General features: G+C 72.3%; 22 protein-coding genes. 5 read left to right on the forward strand and 17 right to left on the reverse strand.

The annotated features are described in order from the left end of the window. Positions 1-23 precede the first annotated feature (23 nt). The 3 genes from ABEB28_RS11130 to ABEB28_RS11140 all read right to left on the reverse strand — a co-directional run bounded on the left by ABEB28_RS11130 (position 24) and on the right by ABEB28_RS11140 (position 4,040). Positions 24-1,034: a DNA-3-methyladenine glycosylase family protein gene (locus tag ABEB28_RS11130; protein ID WP_345727948.1), complete on the reverse strand. Its 1,011-nt coding sequence runs from the start codon at positions 1,032-1,034 to the stop codon at positions 24-26. A gap of 80 nt (positions 1,035-1,114) precedes the next feature. Then, positions 1,115-1,669, reverse strand: a complete 555-nt coding sequence (locus ABEB28_RS11135) for an MOSC domain-containing protein (protein ID WP_345727949.1) — start codon at positions 1,667-1,669, stop codon at positions 1,115-1,117. 46 nt (positions 1,670-1,715) lie between these two features. Further along, positions 1,716-4,040, reverse strand: coding sequence for a serine/threonine-protein kinase (locus ABEB28_RS11140; RefSeq protein WP_345727950.1), 2,325 nt, complete (start codon positions 4,038-4,040; stop codon positions 1,716-1,718). Positions 4,041-4,620: 580 nt separating this feature from the next. Between ABEB28_RS11140 and ABEB28_RS11145 the strand changes: the two genes are divergently transcribed. After that, on the forward strand, positions 4,621-5,451 hold the full coding sequence (locus ABEB28_RS11145) for an LLM class flavin-dependent oxidoreductase (protein WP_345727951.1): 831 nt from the start codon (positions 4,621-4,623) through the stop codon (positions 5,449-5,451). 10 nt (positions 5,452-5,461) lie between these two features. Here ABEB28_RS11145 and ABEB28_RS11150 read toward each other — a convergent pair whose 3' ends face one another. From ABEB28_RS11150 to ABEB28_RS11180, 7 genes are all read right to left on the reverse strand, one after another. Further along, a complete protein-coding gene (locus ABEB28_RS11150; RefSeq protein ID WP_345727952.1) occupies positions 5,462-7,123 on the reverse strand; it encodes a diol dehydratase reactivase ATPase-like domain-containing protein in 1,662 nt (553 codons plus the stop codon). Then, positions 7,114-7,506, reverse strand: a complete 393-nt coding sequence (locus ABEB28_RS11155; protein ID WP_345727953.1) for a diol dehydratase small subunit — start codon at positions 7,504-7,506, stop codon at positions 7,114-7,116. Before ABEB28_RS11155 ends, ABEB28_RS11150 begins: the two co-directional genes overlap by 10 nt. After that, positions 7,481-9,745, reverse strand: coding sequence for a propanediol/glycerol family dehydratase large subunit (locus tag ABEB28_RS11160; RefSeq protein ID WP_345727954.1), 2,265 nt, complete (start codon positions 9,743-9,745; stop codon positions 7,481-7,483). Before ABEB28_RS11160 ends, ABEB28_RS11155 begins: the two co-directional genes overlap by 26 nt. 11 nt (positions 9,746-9,756) lie before the next feature. Continuing rightward, positions 9,757-12,090, reverse strand: coding sequence for a serine/threonine-protein kinase (locus ABEB28_RS11165; protein ID WP_345727955.1), 2,334 nt, complete (start codon positions 12,088-12,090; stop codon positions 9,757-9,759). 179 nt (positions 12,091-12,269) lie between these two features. Beyond that, positions 12,270-12,704, reverse strand: coding sequence for a GlcG/HbpS family heme-binding protein (locus ABEB28_RS11170; RefSeq protein ID WP_345727956.1), 435 nt, complete (start codon positions 12,702-12,704; stop codon positions 12,270-12,272). Then, the gene (locus tag ABEB28_RS11175) at positions 12,701-13,723 is read right to left on the reverse strand and encodes an acetamidase/formamidase family protein (protein ID WP_345728033.1); all 1,023 of its coding nucleotides are present in this window, start codon (positions 13,721-13,723) and stop codon (positions 12,701-12,703) included. Before ABEB28_RS11175 ends, ABEB28_RS11170 begins: the two co-directional genes overlap by 4 nt. Positions 13,724-13,804: 81 nt before the next feature. Then, the gene (locus ABEB28_RS11180) at positions 13,805-15,400 is read right to left on the reverse strand and encodes an APC family permease (RefSeq protein ID WP_345727957.1); all 1,596 of its coding nucleotides are present in this window, start codon (positions 15,398-15,400) and stop codon (positions 13,805-13,807) included. Between the two features lie 403 nt (positions 15,401-15,803). Here ABEB28_RS11180 and ABEB28_RS11185 point away from each other — a divergent pair, with 403 nt between their 5' ends. From ABEB28_RS11185 to ABEB28_RS11200, 4 genes are all read left to right on the forward strand, one after another. Continuing rightward, entirely contained in the window at positions 15,804-17,027 is a 1,224-nt protein-coding gene (locus ABEB28_RS11185; RefSeq protein WP_345728034.1) for a class-III pyridoxal-phosphate-dependent aminotransferase, read from the forward strand. Next, positions 17,024-18,001 carry a phosphotransferase enzyme family protein gene (locus tag ABEB28_RS11190; RefSeq protein WP_345727958.1) on the forward strand — a complete coding sequence of 326 codons (978 nt, stop codon included), beginning with the start codon at positions 17,024-17,026 and terminating at the stop codon, positions 17,999-18,001. The genes ABEB28_RS11185 and ABEB28_RS11190 overlap by 4 nt, the downstream gene beginning before the upstream one ends. Before the next feature lie 87 nt (positions 18,002-18,088). Beyond that, positions 18,089-18,859 carry a 3-oxoacyl-ACP reductase FabG gene (fabG, locus tag ABEB28_RS11195; protein WP_345727959.1) on the forward strand — a complete coding sequence of 257 codons (771 nt, stop codon included), beginning with the start codon at positions 18,089-18,091 and terminating at the stop codon, positions 18,857-18,859. Between the two features lie 115 nt (positions 18,860-18,974). Next, positions 18,975-19,772, forward strand: coding sequence for a GntR family transcriptional regulator (locus ABEB28_RS11200; protein ID WP_345727960.1), 798 nt, complete (start codon positions 18,975-18,977; stop codon positions 19,770-19,772). A gap of 18 nt (positions 19,773-19,790) precedes the next feature. Here ABEB28_RS11200 and ABEB28_RS11205 read toward each other — a convergent pair whose 3' ends face one another. The 7 genes from ABEB28_RS11205 to ABEB28_RS11235 form a co-directional block, all read right to left on the reverse strand. Further along, positions 19,791-20,282 carry a hypothetical protein gene (locus ABEB28_RS11205; protein ID WP_345727961.1) on the reverse strand — a complete coding sequence of 164 codons (492 nt, stop codon included), beginning with the start codon at positions 20,280-20,282 and terminating at the stop codon, positions 19,791-19,793. Then, positions 20,279-20,953, reverse strand: a complete 675-nt coding sequence (locus tag ABEB28_RS11210) for a SigE family RNA polymerase sigma factor (RefSeq protein ID WP_345727962.1) — start codon at positions 20,951-20,953, stop codon at positions 20,279-20,281. The genes ABEB28_RS11205 and ABEB28_RS11210 overlap by 4 nt, the downstream gene beginning before the upstream one ends. A 10-nt stretch (positions 20,954-20,963) precedes the next feature. Next, positions 20,964-21,620, reverse strand: coding sequence for a hypothetical protein (locus ABEB28_RS11215; protein ID WP_345727963.1), 657 nt, complete (start codon positions 21,618-21,620; stop codon positions 20,964-20,966). Between the two features lie 178 nt (positions 21,621-21,798). Continuing rightward, positions 21,799-22,917, reverse strand: a complete 1,119-nt coding sequence (locus ABEB28_RS11220; protein WP_345727964.1) for a uroporphyrinogen-III synthase — start codon at positions 22,915-22,917, stop codon at positions 21,799-21,801. Positions 22,918-22,978: 61 nt separating this feature from the next. Beyond that, entirely contained in the window at positions 22,979-23,353 is a 375-nt protein-coding gene (gene nirD / locus ABEB28_RS11225) for a nitrite reductase small subunit NirD (RefSeq protein WP_345727965.1), read from the reverse strand. Further along, positions 23,350-25,887 (reverse strand): nitrite reductase large subunit NirB, encoded by a 2,538-nt coding sequence (gene nirB, locus ABEB28_RS11230; protein ID WP_345727966.1) that lies wholly within the window; start codon positions 25,885-25,887, stop codon positions 23,350-23,352. Before nirB ends, nirD begins: the two co-directional genes overlap by 4 nt. Then, the gene (locus tag ABEB28_RS11235) at positions 25,884-26,039 is read right to left on the reverse strand and encodes a hypothetical protein (RefSeq protein ID WP_345727967.1); all 156 of its coding nucleotides are present in this window, start codon (positions 26,037-26,039) and stop codon (positions 25,884-25,886) included. The genes nirB and ABEB28_RS11235 overlap by 4 nt, the downstream gene beginning before the upstream one ends. Between the last annotated feature and the right edge of the window lie 71 nt (positions 26,040-26,110).

Raw genomic sequence — 26,110 nt, forward strand, 5'->3', positions numbered from 1 at the left:
CTCTTCACACTACGTCCGGACCGTCAGCGGTATGCGGGGATTCGGGGAGCCCATCCGGACGCGCCCGGTGCACCGAGCCGGCCAGCGGGCAGCTCGGTCGGACGGTCGGCGTCCGCGTCGCCGGACGCCGCGAGACCGGCCTCGTGCAGGGACCGGATCAGCACCGAGACCCAGCTGCGGTAGGGCGCCCAGCGGTGGGCGACCTCGGTCAGCCGGGCAGGTTCACGGCCCGGTAACGCGTAGAGCTCGACCATCGCCCCGTGCAGCCGCCGCTCGGCCAGCGGGAAGACGTCCGGTGCACCGGCGCCCCGGATGAGCGTCAGCTCGGCCGAGAACGGGCCGACGCCGGGGAGCCGCCGCAGCGCGACCAACGCCTCCGCCGGGTCGAGCCCGCGCAGCCGCTCGCCGGTGAGGCGACCGTCGGCGGCGGCGTGCGCCAGCCCGTGCAGCCACCGGAGCTTGCCGTCGGGGATGCCGTCGAATCCCGGGAGCGCGAGCAGCGTCGCCGGGTCGGGGAACGCGGAGAGCTGGACGCCCGCGACCGTGCGTCGCGCGCCGTGGACCGCGGTGAGGCGGGCCTTGACCACCGCCGCCTGGCTCCTTCGCACCCGATGGCTGAGCACCGCCCAGCAGGCGGCCTCGTACGGCGAGGTGAAGCACACCGGCCGCAGCCCCGGGAACCGCATCTGCAGGCCGGCGACGACCGGGTCGGCGGCGAGCGCCGGAAAACCGCTGCCGTCGACGTCGAGCGAGAGGATGCGGGCGAGTTGAGCGACCGCCCGCTCGCGCAGGTCGTCGGCGAGCGGGGCGTCGGGTTCGGCCACCACCGTGCCGTCGGGTTGCTGACGGATCGCCACTCCCACGACCGGCCAGCGGGCGTCCGGGGTCTCGACCGGGAACGCCAGCCGGAGTACGCCGTCCCCGGCGGCCCGATAGCGCGCTGGGCCGAAACCCTCCAGGAACCGGATGCTCGCAGCCAGGGAGAACGGGCCTCGGGGCGTCAGGATGATCGGGCTGGGCGACTCGGTCGTCACGAGAACGTCTCCTCACCGGTCGACACGATCGAGGACCCCTGTCTACCGGCCACCTCCGACAGTTTCGGCGTCCCCGCCGGTCAGACCGGCGCGAGCAGCCGGTGCGGGGGCGCCGGGAGGGTCACCTCGATCGGATCGCCGGGCCGAACCGCACCGCCGCTGCGCACGACCCCCATGACGCCCGCTTTCCGCACGAGGGCGCCGTGCTCGTCCTTGGCGAGCACGGCCTTCATCAAGCCCGACCGGTAGCCGTTGATCTGTCGGCACGGGTTGCGCAGACCGGTGATCTCGACGACGGCGTCCGAGCCGAGGCGCAGCACCGTTCCGGCCGGGAGCGCCAGCAGGTCGATCCCCCTGGTCAGCACGTTCTCCCCCAGGCCGCCGGGTTCGACCAGGTAGCCATGCGGTGCGAGCTCGTCCAGCAACTCGCTGTGGATCAGGTGGACTTGCCGGAGGTTCGGCTGGGTCGGATCGGCGGCGACCCGGGACCGGTGCTGCACGGTGACGCCCGCGTGCGCGTCGCCCTCCACGCCCAACCCGGCCAGCAGCACGATCTCGGCGACCGACCGCTTGCTGAACCGGTGCTCCGTATCCCTGCTGACCGCGACGACCGAGGGCACGATTGAGGTGTTCACTGGCCGGATTTTCCCAGTTCCGTACCGGTCTCACCAAGCGGTTTGCTCACCAGGGCAGCGACGACATACGCCCGGCCGGCGTGCGCCGGTAGAAACGGTGCACCCGATCCCCGGAAGCGGTCCGTTCGTCGGTGACGAGGTACACCTCGCCGCGGTCGGTGACGGCCATCGACACCGTGCGGAGCTCCGCGACCGGTCGGACGAACCCGTCCGGGTCGATTCGTCGGACGTCGCTGCCGCCCAGGTACACGTTGCCGTCCCGCGCCGTCGCCAGCGTGAAGACGCTCTCCAGACCGACGTCGGTGGCCTGCACGTTGTTCCGCAGCGGCCCAGGGCTTCCGTCGCCGGCGAACGTCCGGATGAAGCCGGAGCCAACCCGGATCACGCGGATCCGCCGGTTTCCCTGGTCGGCCACGTACAGCCGGAGGCCCGCCGTGTCCACGGCCACGGCCGTCGGGGCGTTGAGCAGTGCCCTGCTCGCGTAGAGGCCGTCACCGCCGAATCCTCGCTGACCGGTGCCCGCGAACGTTTCGATCATCCCGTCGTTCCGGACCCGGCTGATCTGGTTGCGCTGCTGCTCGGTGATCCAGAGCACGCCGTGCCAGCTGACCGCGATCGAGAACGGCTCGGACAGCCGCACGCGGGTTCCCAGTGTCCGGCCGTTCACCGGCCGGGTGCCGCCCCCCGCGACCGTACTGATCCGGCCGGTCGGGGTGACCTTGCGGACGCGCCGGTTGCCCAGGTCGGCGATGTAGAGGTTGCCTGCGCCGTCCACGGCCAGCGGCCCGGGGTTGCTCAGCGTCGCCCGCACGGCCGGCCCGCCGTCGCCGGAGAACCCCTCCCGTCCGGTGCCCGCCACGACGACGCCGCCGGAACGGTGCACCGAACGAGCGTCGAACCGGCGGACCTGGCTGCGCGCCGGGTCGGAGACGTACACGGTGGCGCCGACCGTGGCCACACCGCCCGGTCCGGGGACGACGACCGGGCGGGCGGCGAACCGGCTGACGCCGAGCCCGACCACGACCGCGACCAGCGCTGCGCCGAGTACCGCCGCACCGATCGCCAGTGCCCGGCCGGGCGCGCCGGGACGGCCGGGGCGGAGGCATCCGGTGGGGCGCCCGAGGAGCCACCGCGGTGTCGCCGGGACGACTCGGACGCCCGACCGCGGCTCACCCGTCGTCATGAGGTCCGGTCCGGCGCGGATCTCCGCCGAGCGGGCCGGCGGCAGCGCCGGGCGGTTCCGGGCCGCAGGCAGCCGCGGGTACCGGAGGCGGGCGGTCACCGCCCCCGACAACGCGGCGTCGGCCGGCTCGGACGAAGACGGGTCGGCGTGGGCCGGTGGCGCGGTGACGTCACTGGTCGGCCCGTCGCGAAGTACCTCGTCGATCCGGGCCGGCGGTAGGCCCCAGGGCCAGTCGGGTAGGTGGCGACCGACCGTGGTCTCGAACGGCCGCACCACGCCGCCGCGCCCCGGCCCGGTCGACCGCGCCACGTCCCGCAGCTCGTCGTCGATCCGCACCGGCAGCCCGGCGCGGGAGAGCCAGTCCGCGCCGAACGTGGCCGCCGCCGCGGTCGCGAGGTCAAGCGCGTAGGCGCGCGCGGTCGGCTGCCGGTCGTCGAGGTCCTTGGCCAGCCCGCGCAGGACGACGGCGGCCACCCGGGTGGCGACGTCCGGCATCGGCGGTGGCGGCTGGCTCAGGTGCTGCAGCAGCATCGCCGCCGGCGGCAGGTCGACCGAGAACAGTGGCCGGCCGGTGAGCAGCCCGTAGAGCACGACGCTGAGCGAGTACAGGTCGGTGCCGGGCCCGAGGTGGCCCAGCGATGCCTGCTCCGGAGCCATGTAGACCGGCGACCCGACGAATCCGCTCGACGTCGTCGCGGTCCGATCCAGCAGCTTCGCGATGCCGAAGTCGGTGACCTTGACGATCCCGTCCCCGCCGAACAGCAGGTTGTCCGGCTTCACGTCCCGGTGCAGCACCCGGCGCCGGTGGGCGGCCTCCAGTGCGTCGGCGACCGCGAGCCCGAGCGCGCACGCGTACTCCGGCGTCACCCGGCGGAGTCCGCGGGCGCCGAGGCTGCCGCCGCTCAGGCGCTCCATCACGAGCAGGCACAGGCCGTCGTGCTCCACGTAGTCGTGGAGCCGGACGATGTGCGGGTGGTCGAGCTCGGCGAGGAGCTGCGCCTCCGCCAGGAAACGATCACCTCCAACCACGTCGCGCTCAGCGGTCCGGGAGAGCACCTTGACCGCGACCTCGCGGCCGAGCCGACGGTGGCGCGCCGCGAGGACCAGGCCGAACGCGCCACGCCCGAGTTCGGCACCCAGCGCGTAGCCGGGTAACGCCTCCTCGATACGCGCCCGATCGACGATCATCCGGAGTGTCCGTTCGGTTGAGGAATGGCCTCCTGGTGCGACGGTCGGAGTAATCCTCCTTGTCCGGTACGTCGGCCACAACGCGCGCCGCATATCGACCCGACAACGGCGCAGGGTTGGTTGTCGCGCTTTCCGGGCGGTGGGTGGGGTGGTTGTCGCCCTAACCGGGCGCTGGATGCGGTGGTTGTCGCCCACTCCGGACGCTCGGTGGAGTGGTTGTCGCCCTAACCGGGCGCTGGATGCGGTGGTTGTCGCCCTAACCGGGCGCTGGATGCGGTGGTTGTCGCCCTAACCGGGCGCTGGATGCGGTGGTTGTCGCCCTAACCGGGCGCTGGATGCGGTGGTTGTCGCCCTCTCCGGGCGGCGCGCGCAGTGGTTGTTGCGCTTTCCGTGCCATGGCACGGGAAGCGCAACAACCATCTGGCGACCACCCGGAAACAGCGACAACGGCGTCCCGCCGTTGCCCCCACGGTCACTCCGCTCCGCAGGCGTGGCCACGACCGTAGAAAATCCGCCGGCCGGCCGGGACGCACGTGGGGTGCCGGTCGTTACAGGTGTCACCAACCGTGGGAGGAATGGCATGACCGCACTCGCCACCGATCGGCGGTTCCGCTTCGGACTGATCGCCGGTCCGAATCAGAGCGGTACCGACTGGGTCGCGCTCGCCCGCCGCGCCGAGGCGCTCGGGTACGACACGTTGCTCGTTCCCGACACCCCCGATCACGGTTCGCCGCTGCCGGCGGCCGGGATGGCCGCCGGTGCGACCACGACCTTGCGGGTGGGCACGTTCGTCCTGGTTGCGCCGGTCCGGACGCCGGCGTCGATCGCCCGGGACGCCGCCACGCTCGATCGCTTGACCGGCGGCCGGTTCGAACTCGGTCTCGGCACCGGACGTCCGGGCAGCGAGCGACTCGCAGCGCTCCTCGGCACCGAGTTGCCGCCCCCGGCCGAGCGGGTCGACCGTGTTGCCGCTGCGGTCCGGGCGGTTCGCGAGCAGGGCGACGGACCCCGGATCCTGATCGCCGGCGCCGGATCCCGCATTCTCACGCTGGCCGGGCAGGTCGCCGACACCGTGACGTTCGCGCTGCCTCCTTCGAGTGACGACGCCGCGCTGGCCCAGGCCGTCGCGCTCGTACGGGATGCCGCGGGCGATCGGTTCGACCGGGTCGAGCTCGCGACGAACCTGATGGCCGTGGGTGAGCGTCCGGTGCCCGGCCTCAGCGAGTGGCTCGGTGGCACACCGGCCGAACTGGCGGCGGCCGGATCGATCGCCGTGCTGGTCGGCTCGCCCACCGAGATGGCCGATCGGCTGGCCCGGCGGCGGGACGCGGTCGGCGCGTCCTACGTGACGCTCAACGCGAGCGCGATCGACGACCTCGCCCCGGTCGTCGAGCGCCTCGCAGGCGCCTGAGCCGGGGCACCTAGAGGTCGTCGGCGGCTCGTAGCGCCAACCCCCACGCGACGGCGTAGCGGTGGCCGAGCGCACCCGCGACGTTGCCGCGGCCGAGACCGACGCCGTCCGGCAGCACGGCGTCGACCACTCGTAGCACCTCGTCGTCGCCCGCCGGGCCGCCGACGACCAGCACGGTGCCGCCCGGATCGCCGGCCGCGGCGAGACCCCGCCGGACGGCAGTCCCGAGCACCGCCTGTTTGAGCGCCAACCGGAACGCCCGCCACTCCGCCGGTCCGATCCGGACGGTGATCGGCAGCATCCCCGCCGGCCCCGGCGCGGCCAGCCACCCGACGGCCCCGGCCGACTGCGGTGCCGGCAGGAACACCTTGTCCCCGTCCTCCTGCACGGCCAGCTGCGGCGTCTCCACCCGCACGGCCGGGCCGCGCTTCGCCCACTCCGCGACTCCGCGCGTCACGTCCAGGCCGAGTGCGACCGCGGCGGTCAGCAGGTCCCCACCGCCGGCGAGCACCTGCTCCCCGTCCGGTCCGACGACGTCGACCGTCCCGCCGCCGAGATCCACGACGACGACGTCCGGTGGGGCACCCGGTGTCGTCGAGGCGCCGGACAGCGCTGCCGCGGCCTCACTCGGCGCGCGGACGACCGGCGTGTCCAGCGCCTCGGCGAGCAACTCGTCGGCGGGTACCGGACCGGCGGACGGCAGCAAGCCCGCCAGCGCGTATCCGCCGGTGCCCGCCCCGGCTCGGAACAGCAGCGACGAGGTGAGCGCGCCGACGTCCACGAGCGCGAGGTCGGCCACCTCGATCGGCTCGCCGCCGTCGACGGCGTACTGCGGAAACGCGCCTGGCCGGGCGTCAGCCGAGAGACGGGCGGCCTCGACGAGGGAGACCGCGCCGCTCGGCGTCCGGACCCAGCTCGGGAGCGGATCAGACGACCTGGCCGACACCGGACCGCCGACCGTCACCACGGCGCTGGACACGTCGGCCAGCCGCCGGGCCACCCGGCGCAGCAGGCCGGTCTCGGCCGGCGCGGCACCGAACGAGCCGGCCAGGAACAGCGGGTCGGTCAGCCGCCGCAGCGGTCGTCCGGGCGGAACGACCTCGACCGCGACCAGCGCCGCACCCGCCACCGCGGCGAGGTCCACGCCGTCGACGACCGGCACCGGGGCGTCCAGCCGGTTCGCCACCAACCGGGCCTCGTCGGCGGCGAGCAGCACCGCGACGATCGGGGCGCCCGCGGCGAGCAGCGTCCGCAACCGGGGGGCAGCCTCCCGGTAGCCGGCGGCCACCAGAGCGACCACGGGCTCCCCCGCCGCCGGCACCTCGCCGAGTGGCACCGGCCGTCCGACGCCGACCCCCGATCCGCCCGGCGACGCCACGCCGGCGACCGGCACGGCGAAGCGCCCGGTGTCGGGCGGCGGTTCCGGCACGGTGGCGGTCGAGGTACGGACCGGGCGCAGCGGCGCCACCGCGGCGAGCGTCACCTCCGCGGACGCCCGCCGGGCCAGTCGGCGTACCAGCGCGGCGGCGCCCTGGATCGAGGACGGCGATCCCTTCGGCCCGCGGGTCATCGTCCGATCCCAGGCGACCGGCGTCCGCGTGAGGGCGTCGGCGAGCACGACCTCGGTGGTGGCGTTCCCGATGTCGACGCCGGCGACGAGTCTCAGCGGCACAGACCGCGCCGCTGGTAGACCGACGCGGCCTCGCGCACCAGCCCGGCGTTGATCACGGCGCCGCGGGCCGAGAGCCAGTCCGCAGTCTCCTGCAGCTCCTCGAACGTACTGCGCCGGGGCCGCAGCGCCTCGTAGATCCGCATCACGTCGGCGTCGTCGAGCGCGGTGAGTTCGGCGGCCCGGCGGAAGTTCGCAGCCAGCTGCGGATTGGCGTGCTCCTCCGCGACGTGCGCCTGGTGTTCCAGGGTCTCGGGGTGAATCCGCAGGTCGTCGGTGGTCACCTCGCCGGCTCGCACCGCATCGAGCGTCACCGAATCCAACGGCAGTCCGGAGAATGCCTTCGCCGGGAAAGCGGCCTCAGCAGTCGGTCGCAACGAATTCATCCGCCACCTTCAGCTCGTCCGGGCCGACCGGCGCGCAGCACCCGCGCTCGACGGCGATCAGCGACACGACCGCGGTGTGGTACCGCGCCTCGATCGCCTCGTCGGTGTAGGGGTTCTTCGCCGGCTCCGGCGTGGCGCCGCGGGCGTGCCGGGCCGCGTTCACTCCGAGCAACCGGTAGTGGCCCCGCTCCAGCACCGGCGCGACCGAGTAGAGCTCCAGGTTGGCCAGCGGCGGCAGGTCGCGACGGTGGATCAGCGCGGTGCCCTTGGCCTGCAGGCCGACCGAGACACCGGAGCCGGCGAGCCGGGCGGCCGACAGCCCGATCATGCCCAGGTCGAGGGTGTCGTTGATCCGGACGACGCGCCCGAGGCAGCCCTCCTCCTCGATTCCAGCCAGGATCTCCCGGAGCACGTCGACGACCGGCAAGCCGGAGAGCGTCCGCCAGATCTCCCGACCCGTCGCCGGGGACACCCCGACCACGACCTCGCGAGGATCCGAACCAGCCATCGCCGGGGCCACCACCGAGAGGGCGTCCGAGGCCCAGGACGCCTGCTCGGCGCGGAGGTCCTCGACCGAGCGGGCCTGCCGGATCGAGTCGATCTCGGTCTGCCGGGACGGCGACGGCTCGTAGCCGGTGCCCGGGCCCGCGTAGTCGTTCGGATCGGTCACCAGCGAGAGCACGTCCATGTCCGGCGTGAAGATCGCCGCGGTCTGCAGGTAGTCGCCGACCACGCGGGCCTTGAGCATCGCCAGCACCCGTTCGGCCTCCTCCTCGAAGCCGGACTCGGCCAGCGCGGTGACGACGTCGACCATCGACAGGCCGGACTCCCGGATGGTGCGGGCCGCATTGAGGATCGTCAGCGCGTCGGCGCTCCCGGAACCCTCCAGGTCCTTGGAGCCGACGGCGTCCACGGCGGCGTCCACCGCCTCGTCGGACAGGTCGGCGAGGCCGAACCACCGGTACACCGCCTGCACCGCCTCGGCGGCCCGGCGCCGCAGCGCCTCCAGCGACTCCGGCGGTGCGGTCGTCAGACCGCCGTCGACGCCCCAGTCGCGCTGGAGCACAAGCCAGTCGTCGAGATCCTCGGCGTTCCAGTTGCTCGGGCCGAACATGTTGTCGTAGCGCTGGATCGTGCCGAAGCCGCTGCAGACGAAGTCCGAGCCGGCCAGCAGGATCGGCAACGTGCGGGACGTACGGCGGACGTCCGACTCGCTCATCAGGGCGTCGTTGCCGGTGCAGGCCTCCAGGTTGCGGGCCATCACCAGAACGTTCTCGGCCATCAGTTCGCGGACGCCCGCGGGCACCGACGCCGCCACCGAAGCCCCGTCGATGCCACCGTTCTGGACGCCCTGCGCGCCGATCGCTCGGGCCAGCGCGACGCAGCGGGACTCCAGATAGAGCATCGAGCGACGCTCGGCGCCGCCCATCAGCACCTCGGCACCCGCCCCGGACGACACCCGCATCTTGATGCCCCTGGATGCGTACGCCGAGGTCAGAAACGCCTTCGACCAGGGCGTGTCGTCGCCGTCGGTGAACACGCCCTCGGTGCCGTAGAGCGACACGGTCTCGGCGTAGGAGACGAAGCCGCGCAGGCCGAGCTCGAGCTCCAACGCCTCCTCGACCGAGCACTGCACGAGCACTCCGGCCGCGCCGACCGCGGCGCCGACGCTCACCGCGACCGCGTTGGACGGCGCGTCGGCCAGCACCGGCACCGTCGTCTCCAGCTCGCGGAATCCGTAGGCGGCAGCGGTCGCGGCGTCGGCGGCGAGCAGCAGCGGATCGTCGGCGCGGTTGGTGACGTGCCCCTGGTTGCTGGGCGTCCGGCGGGCCCGCAGCTTGGTCATGGCCATCGTCAGCTCGGCCGGGCGCAGTAGTGCCAGCACGCGGGCGAGCTTCGCCGGTGTGCAACCGTCCACCAAGCGCACCACCGCACTCCGAGGCACGGCGAAGTCGACCATCCGCCGGGCGATCTCGACGTCCGGCAACGCCATCGCCTCCTCGGCGACGGCCAGGTCCAGCCCGTGCGCGGCGATGAACGCGTCGATCGTGTCGAAGTCTGCCTCAGCCACTCCGTCCAGCTCGACGACGCGGCCGTCGACCAGCCGCAGGCTCGGTTCCGGGTCGTACGGCGAGCGCAGCGCCACCAGGCCGAGTTCGACGTTCTCGACCGCGAACCCATCGAGGTTCACGCGCTGGGCGTCCAGGTCGCGGATTCGCCCCACCCGCCGATCGACCATGCACTCTCCTCTTATCCGCGTACTTCGGTCAGTTCACCGGACGACGTCCGCTGATAGATCGTGTTCCGTGAGATGAAGTAGACGAGACCGTCCGACCCGGCCGCTACCGCGTCGATGTACCGGCCGCTGACCAGCTCCCGCGCGGAGCCGCCGTTACGCAGCTCGCAGAGGCCGTACGAGCCGACGTAGAGCGCGCCGTCGTCGCCGGCCGCGAGCGTGTCCGGCCCGTTGTACACGATCTTCGACGGGCAGTCCGCCAGCGTGCCACCGCCCGCCACCTGCGTCATCTCACCGCCGACCTGGAAGCCCCAGACCAGGCGGTGCCCGCGGTCGGCGACGTAGACGCGCCCGTCTCTGCCGACGGCGATCGACCGGATCTGTTCGAGTCCGGCGGCGGCCTCCGGAGCGTCCTCGCCGGTGTCCTCGGGCGGGTTCTGGGCGACGATGGTGAGTCCGTTGGTGCGGAGTTGACGCACGCGCGGTGCGCCGCTGCCGGACTCGGCGATGTAGAGCTGCCCGGTGCGGCTGGTGGCGATGACGAAGAAGTTGGGCAGCGCTGCCGCCTGCGGATTCGTGAGGTCGTCGGCTTCGTCGGCGGTCGGCTCGGCACCGACCACGGTTCGGATCTTGCCGTCCGACGTCACCTGGCGGATCCGGCGCTCGGCGGTGTCGGCGATGTAGAGGCTGCCGTTCGGTCCGAGCGCCAACGACTGCGGGTAGGACAGCTGGGCGTCCTTGGCCGGGCCTCCGTCACCGCCGGAGCCGGGCTTGACCGCGGGGCCGACGCCGGCGACGACCGTCACCTGTCCGGACCGGCTGATCTTCCGCACCTGCCGGTTGGAGACGTCGCTCAGGTACAGGTCGCCGGACGGGCTGACGAGCAGGCCGCGCGGCGTGGACGTGCGAATGGCGGGGGTGCCGTCGCCCTGGTCGGAACTCCACGGCGCGAGCACGACGAGGACCGCCGCGCCGATCACCGCCAGCGTGGCCACCCCGATCACCCACGGACGCCGGTACCACCGACGGCGCGGTGGTCGGTCGTCGTCGTCCTCCGGTGGCAGGTCGTCCGCGGGCAGCAGGGCGTGGCGGCTGGGGTCGGCGAACGTCTCCGGACCTCGGCGGACGAGTCCCGGCCCGGTCGGCGCGCCCGCGGGATCCGGCGGCGGGGGGGCACCGACGGGTCCGGCCGGAGCACCGCCCCGCGGGATGCCGCTCACCGGAGCGCTACTGACCGGGACGCTGCTCACCGGGGCACCACTCACCGGCGCGTCACCGGTCGGAGCGCCCGTCTGCGGGGCTCCGGTCGTCGGGGCACGGGTCAGGGCGGGCGCGGCCCCGTTCGCTGTGGCCCCGTTCGCTGTGGCCCCGTTCGCTGTGGCCGCGTTCGCCGGGGCACCCGCGAGCGACGGGAGCGAAACGCTCGCCCGAGCGGTCCGCTGGGGGGTGTCGGCCGCGGCGGAACCCGCGGCCCGGCCGTGTGCGGCCTCCCGCACCCGACCGCTCACCTGCACCGGGACGACGACCTGGTCGAGCCAGTCCGGCCCGAGCGCCCCGGCCGCGGCGTACCCCAACTCCACCGCGAATTCGAAGGCCGACCGCTGTCGCTCACCGGCGTCCTTGCTCAGCGACCGGTCGATCACCGCAGCCAGCTGCCGGGGCACGTCGGAGAGCCACGGAGCGGGGACGTTGACGTGGTGGTGCAGCAACGCGGAGAGCGGCAGGTCACGGCTGAACGGCAGCCGTCCGCTGAACAGCTCGTACAGCAGGACGCCGAGCGAGTACACGTCGGTGGCGGGACCGAGCCGGAACCCCTGGATCCGCTCCGGCGCCGTGTAGGCCGGCGTCCCGGACGCCGCGCTGATCAACGACGCACCGTCGGAAGCCGTACCGAAACCCACCACCTTCAGCGTGCCGTCGCTGGTGTAAATCAGATTTTCCGGGCGAACGTCGCGGTGCAGGATGCCCCGCTGGTGCACCGCGCCGAGCGCATCGGACACCGCGAGCCCCGCCCCGCACGCCTCGACGGCGGTCATTCCGGGACGTTGGTGCAGCATCGGGCCGCCGACGTGCTCCATGATCAGCAGGCACAGGCCGTCATGTTCCACATAGTCATGAATCCGCACGATGTGCGGGTGGTCGAGCTCGGCGAGCGCCGTCGCCTCGGCGAGGAATCGATCCCGCAGCAGGGCGTCGGTGTCCCCGTCCGCCAGGACTTTGACGGCGGCCTGCCAGCCGATACGGCGGTGCCGGGCGGCGTACACGACGCCGTAGCCGCCTCGGCCGATCCGCTCGCCGACTTCGTATGCCGGTAACGCGGCGTCCAAGCGCTCGCGATTCATCAGCATGGTCCACGTCCGTCCCGTTACTCGGGCCCCGCAGCCGAAGCGGTTGGTACGAACGCGATTCTGCCGAGCTAGGGGGACTAGGGGGAATTGGCGCCGGAAAGTATAGGTAGATGCCGACCGATTCGGTAACTCTTCTCCTCTGTGGCGGTCACACAAAGTCCCCCGAACGGCCAATGTGTTCATGGTGCGGAATCCGTAGGAGCCGAGTAGGGCCACTTGTCAGCGGCGGCCTTCGCACACGCCACGTCCTGCTCGACGGTTCCCCCGCTGACGCCGACACCACCGACCACGCGACCGCCCGACCAGAGCGGCTTGCCGCCGCCGAAGCAGACGTAGCGGCCACCCGCCGCCGACGCGAGGCCCTGCAGGGGTCCGCCCGGTCCGGCGAGGACGCCGAGCACGTCGGTCGCGACCCGGTGGGCGACCGCGGTGTAGGCCTTGTCGACGGCGAGCGTGGGGCCGGCGATCTCGGCGCCGTCCATCCGGACGAACGCGACCAGGTTGCCGCCGCCGTCCACGACCGCGACCGAGACCAGCGCACCGACGTCCCTCGCGCACGCCAGCGACGCAGCGCAGAGGAGCAGGGCGGTGTCCAGATCCGGCGCCTCGCTCATGACTGTTCTGCGCGCCAGGCGGCGCCGATCGCCCGGAGCCGGGCGTGCACGCCGCCCATCGCGGTGACGCCGGGCAGCGCGTACTTGGGGAGCTTCGCCGTCATCGTGTAGACCACGTCGACGACGTTCGCGACCGGCGTCAGCGTGGCCTGCGAGACGAGTTGGTAGGCGTCGAGCGCGCTCAGGCCCGATTCGGTCGCGACCCAGCCGACCAACTCGCTGTGGGCGATCCGGAACGCGTCCTCCAGCGGCTTGGTGGAGCCGGTCGTGATCAGGTAGTCGTCGCTCTCGATCCGCGGCCAGCGGCACGGGTGTCCTTTGACGACGTCGACGACGAGCGCGGTGTCCATCGCGGTCTCGACCGCCACCCCGCAGGTCTCCCCCTCCCCCTGCCTGGCGTGACCGTCGCCGAAGCTGAACAGCGCCCCCTCGACGTTGACCGGCAGGTAACAGGTGACGCCGGCGCGCATCTCCGGGGTGTCCATGTTGCCGCCCCAGTCGCCCGGTGCCAGCGAGTTGCGCACCTCGCCGAGTGCGGGCGCCACCCCGACCGTGCCGTGCATCGGGTCGAGCGGCAGGTCGACGGTGAAGTTCGAGTCCAGCGCCCGGTAGCGCACGGTGCGCGCGACGGTGTCGAGGTCGTAGACCCAGGTGCGCTCGGGTAGGGCCGCGTGCAGCAGGGGCGTCACCGGCGTCGCGGTCAGCGCACCGAAGAACGGCACGGTGGTGCTGACGCCCCAGGTCTCCCGGGGCTCGATCGAGATGAAGTGCACGGCGAGCGTGTCACCGGGCTCGGCGCCCTCGATGTAGAACGGACCGGTCTGGGGGTTGAGGTAGCGCGGGTCGCACAGCTCCGAGGGACGGTCGTCGACCGACCGGACGACGCCCGCGAAGCAGTCCCGCGTCCAGGTCGTGAGCACGGTGCCGGGGCGGATCGACGCGACCGGGGCCGCACCGCCGAAGGTGTAGACCAGGCGCGCCGGATCGGTGTCCGGGTCGGGTTGGAAGTCGAACGTCAGCACCGTTCCCCCTCCGTCCGTGAAGACCTACGTGGGTCCCCTACGTGGGTCATAGCCCACGTAGGTCTTCACAACAAGAACTCAGCGCTCGTGCGACTCGGACATCACGGTGGAGCCGATCCGCTCGAACCGCTCCGGGCTGCGGTACTTCAGCACCAGGGCGCCGAGCACGCCGAGAACACCGACGCCCAGCACGATGTAGGGCGTCGCCTTGAACACCGGGCTGCCCGCGGCCGCACCCGCCGCGAAGTCGATGTTGCTGAACAGCAGGTAGACGACGTAGAGCATGCCGATCGCCCCGATCAGCGGCGCCAGGAACGTCCGCCACCAGCTCGCGGTCTCCGGGTGCTTCTTGCGGACGTGGAAGTACCAGATCACCGCGACCGAGCAGATCGACTGAACGATCAACAGCGCCATCGTGCCCATCAGAGCCATCAGGCCGTACTGGTGGATGTAGGCGACGTCCGGCGCGGCGTCGGTCGGCTTCTGCAGGAAGAAGAAGCCGAGCGTGATCACCAGCACGATTCCGCTCTGGACGATCGACGCGATGTGCGGCGACCCGTGCTTGCCGTGGGTGGAGCCGAGCGTCCGTTGCAGCCGGCTGGAGACGCCGTCGCGGCCGAGCGCGTACAGGTAACGGGACGCGGCGTTGTGGAACGCCAGCGCGCAGGCGAACGATCCGGTGACGACCAGGACCAGGTAGACGTCCTTCACCCAGCCGGCCAGGTACCGGTCGGTGATGCCGTAGAAGAGGTCGAACGGGTTGCCGGTACTACCCCGGGAGATCGCGATCGCGTTGTCGAGCCCGTTGCCGGCGATCGCCATCCAGGAGACGAAGACGTAGAACAGGCCGAGCCCGATCACCGCGATCATCGTGGCCCGCGGCACGATCTTCTTCGGGTCCTTGGACTCCTCGCCGTAGACCGCGGTGGTCTCGAAGCCGACCCACGACCAGAACGCGAAGAACAGACCGATCGCGGCGCTGCCGGTGATCGCCGCCTGCGGGTCGCTCGCGACCGCGGAGAACGCGTTGGCCGGGTTGAGTGCGCCGGTCTCCAGACCGGTCGGTCCGCCGCCGCGCACCAGGATCGCGATCGCCAGCGCGGCCAGGATGATCACCTCGGCGACGAGGAAGACGCCGAGCACCTTGCCGGAGAGCGAGATCTCGAAGTACCCGAGCGCGGCGATGATCGCGATCCCGATCAGCGCGTAGACCAGCCAGCTGATCTCCGGGCCGCCGAAGTTCTCGATCGTGCTCTTGGTGAACGACGCCAGGATGCCGATCAGCGACGCCTCGAACACGACGTACGCGAGCGTCGCCATCAGACCGGCGCCCATTCCCCAGACCTTGCCGAGGCCGTGGGAGATGAAGCCGTAGAACGCACCGGTGGTGGTGATGTGCTTGGCCATCGTGACGTAGCCGATCGCGAAGATCGTCAGGATCACGGTGGCGAAGAAGAAGCCGGCCGGGGCTCCGATGCCGTTGCCGAAACCGATCGCGATCGGCACGTTGCCGGTCATCGCGGTGATCGGCGCGGCGTTGGCCAGCGCGATGAAGAGCACGGCCCAGAGCCCGATCGTGCCGGGCTTGAGGCGGTGCACCTCGTGCGGCGCCAACCCCTCGGTCTCGGCCGCGACGGTGGTGTTCACCGCACCGTCGTCCTTGGTGGTACTCACAGGCCCACGCCCTTCCTGACAGCGCGAAGTAACGGGATGTTCGTCAGGGGCGCGACGCCGCGTCCGGAATTGGTTCGCAAAAAACTGCGGGGATTTGGTACCGAACCGGCAAGCCGCCGTCACAGCACGGGGGGATAGTGGCACCACGCAGACCCGCCGATCAATATCCGGCCGGTTACGGTCTCGTTTCCGAGCAACCATTTGACGAAACGGTCGGACCAGGTCTAGTTGTTGGGCCTACCGTTGGGCGTTAGCTCGACGTACCGCAGTGCCGCGGATGCCCCCGGACCCCGGCGCGGAAGGTCAGTAGATGACCGTTCAACCCGACCAGACCACCGACCGTGTCGCCGAACTGGCGGCCGCACTGTCCACCGGCGGCTTCCCCTGGGCCTCCAAGGACGCGATGCTCAGCGCCTCGGAGGCGTACTGGAACCCGGGCAAGACCCGGTTCTGGATCGACGAGGGCGTTCCGCTGGTGATCGACCGGCGCGAGGGCTACCACCTGCACGACGTCGCCGGGCACACGTTGATCGACGTCCACCTCAACGGCGGGACGTACAACCTCGGGCACCGCAATCCCGACGTGGTGGCCGCGGTGACCCGCGCGCTCGACCGGTTCGACGTCGGCAACCACCACTTCCCGTCGCTGGCCCGGACCGCGCTGGCGGAGGCCCTGATCCGCACCGCGCCACCCGGGCTCGCCAAGGTCGTCTACGGCAGCGGCGGCGGCGAGGCCGTCGACATCGCGATCAAGTCCGCACGGCACGCCACCAAGCGGCGCAAGATCGTGTCGATCGTCAAGGCCTACCACGGCCACACCGGGCTCGCGGTGGGCACCGGCGACGACCGGTTCTCCCGGATGTTCCTCGCCGACCAGCCGGCCGACTTCCCCCACGTCGAGTTCAACGACCTCGGCGCGATGGCGGACGCCCTGCGCGGTGACGACGTCGCCGCGGTGATCATGGAGACGATCCCGGCCACGTACGGCTTCCCGATGCCGGCACCCGGTTACCTCGCCGCGGTCAAGCGGCTCTGCGAGGAGCACGGCACGCTCTACATCGCCGACGAGGTGCAGACCGGGCTGGGGCGCACCGGTGAGCTCTGGGGCATCACCAAGCACCACGTCGAGCCGGACCTGCTGATCACCGGCAAGGGGCTGTCCGGCGGGATCTACCCGGTCACCGCGGTGCTGGCCAGCGACCGGGCAGCGGCCTGGCTCGACGAGGACGGCTTCGGGCACATCTCCACCTTCGGCGGCGCCGAGCTGGGATGCGTCGCGGCGCTCACCGCCCTGGACCTGACGCTCCGCCGCTCGACCCGGGAGAACGTCGCGGCGCTCACCGAGCTGTTCGCCGACGGGCTGGCGTCGATCCGGGCGGAGTTCCCGGACTGGCTGGTCGGGATCCGCCAGGACGGACTGGTCATCGGCCTGGAATTCGCGCACTCCGAAGGCGCAAAGCACGTGATGCGGCGCCTCTACCAGGGCGGCGTCTGGGCAATCTTCTCCACGTTGGACCCGCGGGTGCTGCAGTACAAACCGGGCCTGCTGGTGACGCCGGAGCTCGCCGCGGACATCCTGGAGCACACCCGCACCGCCGTGCGGCTCTCCCGGGACGACGTCCGGTGATCGCGGAGGCGGCAGTCGCTCGGTACGGGTGCTCCCCGGGCACCACCGTCGAGCTGCTCAACGTCTCGGAGAACGAGACCTACCTCGTCCGCGACCCGGCGAACGACGCGGCCACCGTGCTGCGGGTGCACCGTCTCGGCTACCACCCGCCCGGCGCGATCCCGTCCGAGCTGGCGTGGCTCGACGCGCTCCGCACCGAGGCCGGCATCCGCACGCCGCGGGTTCTACCCGCCACCGACGGCTCGCGGGTCGTCACGGTCGCTGATCCAGCCGGCGGCACACCCCGCGACTGCGTGCTGTTCGAGTTCTTGCCCGGCCTGGAGCCCGCCGAAGACGACCTGGTCACCGACTTCGAACCGCTCGGCGCGCTCACCGCACGGATGCACCAGCACGCCCGCACCTGGCGACGCCCGTCCGGGTTCGTCCGCTTCCACTGGGACGCCGACGCCGCGTTCGGCACGCCCGACGGCCCGGGCCGCTGGGGTTCGTGGCGGGCGGCACCCGGCATCGGGCCCGCCGAAGCCCACGTGCTCGCGCGGTTGGAGTCGACGCTGCGCGACCGGCTGGGCCGGTTCGGCACCGGCCCGGAGCGGTACGGGCTCATCCACGCCGACCTCCGGCTGGCGAACCTGCTGGTCTCCGACGGAGACGCGGGGCGCGTGGTCAGCGTCATCGACTTCGACGACTGCGGGTTCGGTTGGTACCTCTACGACCTCGGCGCGGCGCTGAGTTTCGTCGAGCACCTACCCGAGGTGCCGGAGGTCATCGACGCGTGGGCGCGCGGCTACCGCTCGGTCGCTCCGCTGTCCGCCGAGGACGAGGCCGAGCTCTGGACGTTCGTCCTGTTCCGCCGCTTGCTGCTGGTGGCGTGGATCGGCTCGCACGCCGATGTGGACACCGCAGCCGAACTCGGAGCCGACTACTGCCGCGGCAGCTGCGATCTGGCCGAGCAGTACCTCTCCACCCACACCTGAACCCCACCGCCGCGCAGCCGTGCACAGTTTTCGCCCCTGGGACGGGGACGAACGTGCACGCCCTCGGCGGCTTCGAAGGAGATCACGATGTTCACTTCGCTGGCAGGCAGATCCGTGGTCGTGACCGGCGGGTCACGAGGGATCGGCAAGGGAATCGCGCGGGTGTTCGCGAACGCCGGTGCTTCGGTACTGATCGTCGGCCGCAACCTCGAGGGCGCGAAGGCCGCCGCGGACGAACTCGGCGGAACGGTGTCGGCGATCGCCGCCGACATCGCCACGGCGGACGGCTGCCGGAGGGTCGCCGCGGCCGCGGTCGAGCGGCACGGCGGCATCGACGTCCTCTGCGCCAACGCCGGCATCTTCCCCGACCGCAAGCTCGCCGACCTCACCGAGGCCGACGTCGACGAGGTCTTCGGGACGAACGTCAAGGGCACGATCTTCGCGGTCCAGGCCTGCACGCCCGCGCTGGCCGCGTCCGGGCACGGACGGGTGATCCTCACGTCGTCGATCACCGGGCCGATCACCGGCTACCCCGGCTGGTCGCACTACGGCGCCAGCAAAGCCGCTCAGCTGGGTTTCCTCCGGACCGCCGCACTGGAACTCGCACCGGCGCGGATCACCGTGAACGCGGTCCTTCCCGGCAACGTCCTCACCGAGGGACTGGTCGACCTCGGCCAGGACTACCTCCGGACGATGGAGGCCTCGATCCCGCTGGGACGGCTCGGGGCGGTCGAGGAGATCGGCAACGCGTGCCTGTTCCTGGCCACGGACGAGGCGGCCTACATCACCGGCCAGACGCTCGTCGTCGACGGTGGGCAGACGTTGCCCGAGTCGCTGGACGCGATCGTCACCGCTTGAACGGTTTCGAGCGACACAGCGCAACCGTGCGGACCGACCGAGCCATCGCTGACGGATATCCTGAACGAGTCGCCGACCAGAGGCTCGGGCGGCACCGACGGGATGTGATGGCAGGGTGACCAGCGACGTAACCGACGGAACGGCGGTCGACGGGGCCCGCCGCCGGATGCTCGAGCTGATCGCATCCGGATCACTCGAGCCCGGACAGCGCCTCGGTTCCGAACGGGAACTCGCCAGCGACCTCGGAGTGAGCCGTTCCACCCTGCGGCAAGCCCTGGGCGTGCTGGAACAGTCCGGGGTGGTGCGTCGGGTGCCCGGCCGCGGCGGCGGGACGTTCGTCAGCCGGGCGAAGATCGAGCGGGACCTGTCCAGCGTCGTGGGGGTGCCCGCGCTGCTCCGGGCACAGGGGTTCACCGCGGGCTCCCGGGTGATCAGCGCGTCGATCATGGGCGCGGACGACGCCACCGCGTCGGCGCTGGAGCTGGAGCCGGGTGGGCTGGTCACCGAGATCGTCCGGATCCGGCTGGCCGACGGATCGCCGGTCTCGCTGGAGCACGCGCGGTTACCGGCGAGCCGATTCCCCGGGTTACTGGAGCTACCGCTCGGCGGATCGGTGTACGAGCTGCTCGACGAGCACTACGGCGTGCGGCCGGCCGAGGCGCTGGAGCGGATCGAGGCGGTGTCGGCGGGAGCGGACGAAGCGTCGGTGCTCGACGTCGACGTGCGCGCGCCGCTGTTGTCGATCACCCGGACGGCGAAGGACGCCGACGGCGTCCCGTTCGAGTTCTCCCACGACCTGTTCCGGGCCGACCGCACCCGCATCCTGGTCCGGACGCCGGGTGCGGCCGGCACCGCCGAGTCGGCCCGAGCTCGCGGCCGGCTCATCGACCTGCACACCTGGCCGACGCCGTAGCGGCGCGATCCGATCCACTCAGGGGGCCGACGTCGTCTCCTCGACGGGCGGCGCCGTGGTCGGGATGGGCTGCGGTGCCTCCGCCGAACCGCGGGGAATCGCCGGGTCCGGCAGCTTGGGAGTGACCGTGGGATTCGGAGTGTCGGTCGACGACGGCCTCGGGGTGTCCGACGTAGTGGGGGTGGCGGCCTCGGTCGGGCCGAGGACGGTCGGAAGCGCGCTGCGCGGCGTCGCGCTCGGGTCGTAGGAGGAGGTCGCGGGCAGCCGGGTGAGCTGGTCCGAGGGCGCCTGGCTCGGCCGGATCGGTTCCTCCCGCACCTGCGTGAGGAGTACCAGCACGGCGATCGCCGAGATTGCCGCGGCCAGCGCCATGCCGAGGTAGAGACCTCGGCGGGGCGGCACGCGTCGTCCGGTCGGCGGCGCCGCTGGGCGGAGGTCGGCTGCGGTCACCTGGTCGGCCCGCGCGGTCAGGGCGTCGGTCAGGCGCTGCTCGAGTTGGGTGGGCGTCATCGGCCGGCCTCCAGCAGCTTCTCCAGGGCGGCGAGCGCACGGCTGGCGGTGGACTTGACGGTGCCGCGGGAGATCCCCAGCGTCTCGGCGATCTGGGCCTCGCTCAGGTCCGACCAGTACCGCAGGACCAGCACCTCCCGCTGGCGCCGCGGCAACCGACGGAGCGCGGCGAGCACCTCGCGGTGCTCCTCGGCCAGCAGCAGGCTCTCGTCGGTGGGCGGACCGTACTCCACCCGCGCCGGTGCGGCCCGGAACGTCCGGCGGCGGCGCAGGACGGAGCGAGCGGCGTTGACCACGGAGGTGTTCAGGTACGCGTCCGGGTTCTCGACGCGGGACATCGAGGCGCCGTGCCGACGGTAGGCAGCGGCGAAAGCGTCCTGGACGACGTCCTCCGCGGTGGGAAGGTCGTCGACGAGCAGCACCGCCAGCTGGACGAGCGCGAGCCGCCGGTGGTGGTAGAGCTCGACGAGGTCCGGGCCGGCACCGCCCCTCGATCCGGCCACCGCACTCCGCGGCGTCCACGCCAGTTCCTCGGGCTCGGCGGCGCCGTCCGGGCCGGCTGCCGGCCCCAGGGGCTCGGCAGCGGGCCCCGCCGTCCAGCGCAGGAGCCGGCCCCACCACCGGCGCCCGCCGGGGTGAGCCGGCGCGGCCGGGAGAACCAACGTCGTCATCGGCTGATCCTCACCGATGTGGGGTGCTGGGCGCGATCGGTGCCGGCGCGCGTGTCTTCGCCGGTACCGGGGCCTTCGGCGTCACGGTGATCGGCGGCGAGGTGGCGGGCGCGGGCTGCGGAGCGGCGGGCGCCGGCGTCTCGGTGCCGCAGTACGTGGGGGCCGGGGTCGCGGGCTCGACCGGAGCCGGGGTGGCGGACTCGACCGGGGGCACGGTCTCGGCCGGGGCGGGGGTGGCGGACTCGACCGGGAGCGCGGTCTCGGCGGGCGCCGGGGGCGCGGTCCCGGCGGGCGCGTCGGTCGGAGCCGGGACCGGCCGGGCCGGAGTAGGCGCGACCGTGACCGGCGGCGACGCCGGGATCGGCCGGGCCGGCGTCGGCGCGACCGTGACCGGCGGCGACGTCGGAATCGGCCGGGCCGGGTCGGCCGTGGTCGTGGCGCACGGACCGGTCGGCTCCGTGCCGGGCGTAACCGTGCTCGGCGCGGCCGGCGAGGGCGCCACGGTCGTCGGCGCGACCGTCGGGTCCGTGGCCACCGGGGAGGGCGTCGGCGGCGGCCCGCCCCCGGACATCGCGGCGTTCGCCGCCAGACCGCCGCCGACGACGAGGGTCGCGGTCGCCGCAGCGGTGAGCACTAACGTGCGCGGGCGGAGGCGGGGCAGAGGCACGAACGCTCCCGGGGTCAGGGGCCCCCATTCGGGCCCGTCACCCCTCCAGACGCCCGAGTCACCCCGAGGTTGCTCCGTTCGCCCGACGATTTCCGCGCCGCCGACGCGAGACGACGCCGAATCGGTCTCCACCGCGCGCGTGGAGCCGCCGTCGATCCGGCCGTGCGGGGAAGCCCGCTCAGCCGACGGCGGGTGACAGCACGGCCTCGGTGCGGAGGCGGTAGCCCCGCTTGATCACGGTCTCCACCAGATCCGCCTCGCCGAGCGCCGCCCGCAACCGGGTGATCGCCATCTCCACCGCGTGGTCCCCCGCGTCACCGGCCGGCAGCACCTCACGCAGCTCCGTCCGGCTGAACACCCGCCCTGGCCTGCTGGCGAGCGCCCGCAGCACCGCCATCGACGCCGGCGGCGCGGCCACCGGAGCCCCGTCCACCATCACGGCGAAGCCGCGGACCTGCACCTGGTGGTCGCGCACCTGGAACGTGGGGCAGCGGGCAGGCAGCTCGGTCGCGACCGACCGCACCAGCGCCCCCAGCCGGTACCGCTCCGGGCTGACCACCGGGATCCCCCGCCGGACCAGCACCGACGCGGTCACCGGCCCGACGCAGGCCGCGAGCACCGACGTCGCGAACGCTTTTCCGACCGCCTCGCCCTTGCCGCAGGCGTCCGCCGTCGCCATGAAGTTCGCCGACGCCGCCGCGCTGGTGAACGTCACCGCGTCGACCGCACCGGCGCACACGCTCTCGACCAGCCGCCGCAGTGGCGCGATGTCCTCCGGCGGCACCCACCGGTAGACCTCGACCTCCACGACCTCGGCACCCGCCTCGGTGAGTGCGGTGGCCACGTCGCGGAGCGGTTCGCCGTGCAGCTGGATCGCCACCCGCTTGCCGGCCACACCGGCCGCCAGCAGGTAGTCCAGCACCTCGGCGCTGGTCTCGGACGCGGCGTGCCACTCCTCGGTGAGGCCGGCCGCCCGGATCGCGCCGCGCGCCTTCGGCCCGCGGGCCAGCACCGTCGCGTCGTGCAGCACCGCGCGGACCGGCTCGGCCAGGCCCCAACCCTCGGTGGCCTCCATCCAGCCCCGGAAACCGATGCCCGTGGTGGCCACGACGATGTCCGGCGGTTTCGCCAGCAGGTCACGGGTGGTCGCCGCGAGCATGTCGTCGTCGGGGAGCGGGATGATCCGCAGGGCGGGTGCCAGCACGACCCGCGCCCCTCGACGTTCGAGCAGAGCGGCGAGCTCGTCCTTTCGCCGTTCGGCGGTCACGGCAACGGTAAAGCCCTCGAGCTCACTCATCTGTTCCACCCCGCCACGATTCGTGAGTTCGGCTGCGCCTCCGGGCGTGACCCGGAACCCATCACTGCAGACCGACCTCGACAACGCCGTCGCGGACCCGGACCGGCCAGGTCGGAAGGGCGGGCACCGCCGGATCCGAGAGGCACACCCCCGTCACCAGGTCGAACACCTGCTTGTGCAGCGGGGAGGCCACCGTCCGACGCCCGCCGCGAGTGCCGACCAGACCTCTGGAGACTACCTGAGCACCGGTGAACGGGTCACGGTTCCCAACGGCGAACACCTGGTCATCCCATAGCCTAAACAGGGCGATTTGGGCACCGTCGAACAGGGCACACGCACCGCGTTCGGGCAGCAGGTCGGTCAGGCGGCAGGCCGACCGCCACTGGAGCGGGACGGACGGAGCGGAGACCGTCTCCGGGGACGCAGTCACCGTCATCGGGGCATTACCTCCAGGGTCGGGCCGGCCACCAGGGTCGGTGCCGGCGTCTCGCCAGGACGCGCGGGCCGGGGCTGGCCGCGCTCGTAGACGACTTCGATGCTCGAATCGGACACACCAGGGGCGTTGATGAAGGGCACGAACCGGGCCAGTCGCTCCGGGTCGGCGAGCGTGTCCGCCCACTCGTCGGAGTAGTTGGCGACGTGGGCCGCCATCGACGCGTCCAGATCCGCATTGATGCCGAGCACGTCGTCGCAGACGACCGAGCGCAGGTAGTCCAGTCCGCCGTCCAGGCTCTCCAGCCAGGCGGCGGTGCGCTGCAGGCGCTCGCCGGTCCGGATGTAGAACATCAGGATCCGGTCGATGTATGTCAGCAGTGTTTCGGTGTCGAGATCACTGGCGAACAGGTCCGCGTGCCGGGGGCGGAATCCCCCGTTTCCGGCGACGTAGAGGTTCCAGCCGTTGTCAGTGGCGATCACCCCGATGTCCTTGCTGCGGGCCTCCGCGCACTCACGGGCACAGCCGGAGACCGCCATCTTGATCTTGTGCGGTGCCCGCAGGCCCCGGTAACGGAGCTCCAGGTCGATCGCGAGGCCCACCGAGTCCTGTACGCCGTAGCGGCACCAGGTCTGGCCGACGCAGGACTTCACGGTGCGCAGCGACTTGCCGTACGCCTGTCCGGACTCGAAGCCGGCCTCGACCAGGCGCCTCCAGATCGCCGGGAGCTGGTCGAGCCGCGCACCGAACAGGTCGATCCGCTGGCCACCGGTGATCTTCGTGTAGAGGTTGAAATCGCGGGCGACCTCGCCGATCACGATTAGCTTCTCCGGCGTGATCTCCCCGCCGGGGATCCGCGGCACGACCGAGTAGGTGCCGTTGCGCTGCATGTTCGCCAGCGCGTGGTCGTTGGTGTCCTGCAGCGCCGCCTGCTCGCCGTCGAGGATGTAGCCGTTGCCGAGGCTGGCCAGGATCCCCGCGACCGCCGGCTTGCACAGGTCGCAGCCGCCGCCGGTGCCGTGCGCGGCGATCAAGCCGGAGAACGTCCGGATGCCGGACGTCCGGATCAGCTCGAAAAGCTCCGCGCGGGAGTACTCGAAGTGCTCGCAGAGCGCCTTGCTGACGTGCACACCGCACTCGTCGAGCAGCGTCTTGAGCATCGGGATGCAGGAGCCGCAGCTGGTGCCGGCGCGGGTGCACGCCTTGATCGCCGGGACGTCGGTGGCGTCCTGCTCGGTGATCGCGGTGACGATGTCCTTCTTCGTCACTGCGTTGCACGTACAGACCTGGTCGTCGTCACCGAGCGCGCCAGCTCCCGCGCCGTCGCCGAGCAGCAGCGTGTCCGGCGCGGCGGGCAGCGGACGACCGGCCAGCGGACGCAGACCGGCGTACGCGGACGCGTCCCCGACCAGGACGCCGCCGAGCAGCGTCCGGGCGTCGTCGGAGAGCACCAGCTTCTTGTAGATGCCGGCGACCGGGTCGGAGAAGACGACGTCGAGCGTCTCCGTGTCACCGGAGCCGCCGACCCTTCCGAAGCTGGCCACCTCGACACCGAGCAGCTTGAGCTTGGTGGACATGTCCGGGTCGGCCAGCTCCGCGGTGCCGCCGAGCAGCCGGTCGGCGACCACCTCGGCCATCGCGTAGCCGGGTGCGACCAGCCCGTAGACCGCGCCCTCGACCGCGGCGCACTCGCCGATCGCCCAGATCGCCGAGTCATCGGTGCGGCACGACCGGTCGACCAGGACGCCGCCCCGCGTGCCGACCGGCAGCCCGGCCTCCCGGGCCAGCTCGTCCCGGGCCCGGATACCGGCGGCGAAGACCACCAGCTTGGCCTCGAGGCGGCTGCCGTCGGTGAGCGTCGCGGCGGTGACCCGCCCGGCGTCGTCCGCCTCCAGGGACGCGGTGCCGACACCGGCGTGCACCTGGACACCGAGCTGCTCGACCAGCCGGCGGAGGGCCTCCCCGCCACCGGCGTCGACCTGCTGCGGCATCAGATGCGGCGCGAACTCCACCACGTGGACCGGGACGCCGAGGTCACGCAGACCACCGGCTGCCTCCAGCCCGAGCAGACCGCCACCGACGACGATCGCGGAGCCACCGGCGGCGCGAACCGCGGCCGCCTCGGCCCGGATCCCGTCCAGGTCGTCGAGCGTGCGGTAGACGTGACACCCGGTCAGGTCGGCTCCGGGTACCGGCGGCACGAACGCGCGCGAGCCGGTGGCGAGCACCAGGGCGTCGTAGGTCAGTTCGCGGCCGGACTCAGTACGTACCGTGCGTGCGTTCCGGTCGATCGTGACCGCCGGGTCGCCGAGGTGACAGGTACGCCGTCCGCCGTCGTACCACCCGTCCGGCACGAGCCCGAGGCCGGCATCCGGGTCGGTGAGGTAGCGGGAGAGCGCGACCCGGTCGTAGGCGTGGTGGGTCTCCTCGCCGAGGACGGTGACGGTCCAGCGGTCGGACTGGTCGCGATCGGCGATCGCCTCCACCATCCGCTGTCCGACCATGCCGTGGCCGACGACGACCAGGTGGCGGCTCATGCCGCCGCTCCGTAGGTCTCGGCCGTGGCCCAGTCGGAGACCAGGGCGTCGGCGTCGTCGGGACGGTCGTCAGCAAAGACTCCGAAGTCAAGCTCGGTGCCCTCGTAATCCGGCTCGTCGAGTTCGATGAACATCCGGTCGAAGCTGGTCATGGCCACGAGAGTCGCCAGAGCCGGTTTCGATGCCGGTTCGCAAATATTTCTGCGGCGAAAACTGGATCTCA

The sequence above is a fragment of the Cryptosporangium minutisporangium genome (genome assembly GCF_039536245.1).
Classification (GTDB): Bacteria; Actinomycetota; Actinomycetes; order Mycobacteriales; family Cryptosporangiaceae; genus Cryptosporangium; species Cryptosporangium minutisporangium.

What these genes read in the sequence shown, in the direction of transcription:
- ABEB28_RS11140 (WP_345727950.1), bottom strand. Translation starts at nt 4,040, where the DNA reads ATGATCGTCGATCGGGCGCGTATCGAGGAGGCGTTACCCGGCTACGCG.
- ABEB28_RS11145 (WP_345727951.1), top strand. Translation starts at nt 4,621, where the DNA reads ATGACCGCACTCGCCACCGATCGGCGGTTCCGCTTCGGACTGATCGCC.
- ABEB28_RS11155 (WP_345727953.1), bottom strand. Translation starts at nt 7,506, where the DNA reads ATGAATTCGTTGCGACCGACTGCTGAGGCCGCTTTCCCGGCGAAGGCA.
- ABEB28_RS11160 (WP_345727954.1), bottom strand. Translation starts at nt 9,745, where the DNA reads ATGGTCGATCGGCGGGTGGGGCGAATCCGCGACCTGGACGCCCAGCGC.
- ABEB28_RS11165 (WP_345727955.1), bottom strand. Translation starts at nt 12,090, where the DNA reads ATGCTGATGAATCGCGAGCGCTTGGACGCCGCGTTACCGGCATACGAA.
- ABEB28_RS11170 (WP_345727956.1), bottom strand. Translation starts at nt 12,704, where the DNA reads ATGAGCGAGGCGCCGGATCTGGACACCGCCCTGCTCCTCTGCGCTGCG.
- ABEB28_RS11185 (WP_345728034.1), top strand. Translation starts at nt 15,804, where the DNA reads ATGCTCAGCGCCTCGGAGGCGTACTGGAACCCGGGCAAGACCCGGTTC.
- fabG (WP_345727959.1), top strand. Translation starts at nt 18,089, where the DNA reads ATGTTCACTTCGCTGGCAGGCAGATCCGTGGTCGTGACCGGCGGGTCA.
- ABEB28_RS11205 (WP_345727961.1), bottom strand. Translation starts at nt 20,282, where the DNA reads ATGACGCCCACCCAACTCGAGCAGCGCCTGACCGACGCCCTGACCGCG.
- ABEB28_RS11210 (WP_345727962.1), bottom strand. Translation starts at nt 20,953, where the DNA reads ATGACGACGTTGGTTCTCCCGGCCGCGCCGGCTCACCCCGGCGGGCGC.
- ABEB28_RS11220 (WP_345727964.1), bottom strand. Translation starts at nt 22,917, where the DNA reads ATGAGTGAGCTCGAGGGCTTTACCGTTGCCGTGACCGCCGAACGGCGA.
- nirD (WP_345727965.1), bottom strand. Translation starts at nt 23,353, where the DNA reads ATGACGGTGACTGCGTCCCCGGAGACGGTCTCCGCTCCGTCCGTCCCG.
- nirB (WP_345727966.1), bottom strand. Translation starts at nt 25,887, where the DNA reads ATGAGCCGCCACCTGGTCGTCGTCGGCCACGGCATGGTCGGACAGCGG.
- ABEB28_RS11235 (WP_345727967.1), bottom strand. Translation starts at nt 26,039, where the DNA reads ATGACCAGCTTCGACCGGATGTTCATCGAACTCGACGAGCCGGATTAC.